Here is a 401-nt window from a genome sequence, read left to right as displayed (position 1 = left end):
AACGCAAACAGCGCCGGATATATCGTGGCAGATGCTATCATGTCCCGCGCGGGGTTATATACAATAGCGCGCGCCGCCACAGCGGTTGTCGCGTGTATGCAACCCGCCGTACGCGCCTAAACTCAATTAGAAGGACCTATCTCGATAGTGATTATCGATGAATGCCACAGTATAAGCCTCAAAAAACCCAGCCAATATCAGCAGATATTCAGTCATTTACAGCTGCGTAATCCCAAGCTGAGGTTATTAGGATTGTTTGAAAAACATTATAGATCCAGGATGGGATGGATTTATATCCGGCAATACACCGGTAAAGTCGCAACTCCTGAGATTGGGGTATCCCAGCCTTTTATTATCGTTTTTCCCTTTTGCTTGCTTGTTACGCCAGGATTTTATTTTTG

The 401-nt window shown here is 45.6% G+C and carries 1 pseudogene; it reads left to right on the top strand.

Going from position 1 to position 401, the window contains the following annotated elements:
• Positions 1 to 147: 147 nt before the first annotated feature.
• Positions 148 to 401 (top strand): annotated as a pseudogene (locus tag AEA42_RS22915) (ATP-dependent helicase); the annotation flags it as partial.

Source organism: Shewanella sp. Sh95 (assembly GCF_001308045.1).
GTDB classification, from domain to species: Bacteria; Pseudomonadota; Gammaproteobacteria; order Enterobacterales; family Shewanellaceae; genus Shewanella; species Shewanella xiamenensis.
The sequence above is the reverse complement of the archived record's forward strand: the minus strand, read 5'-3'. Positions and strand labels throughout refer to the sequence as shown.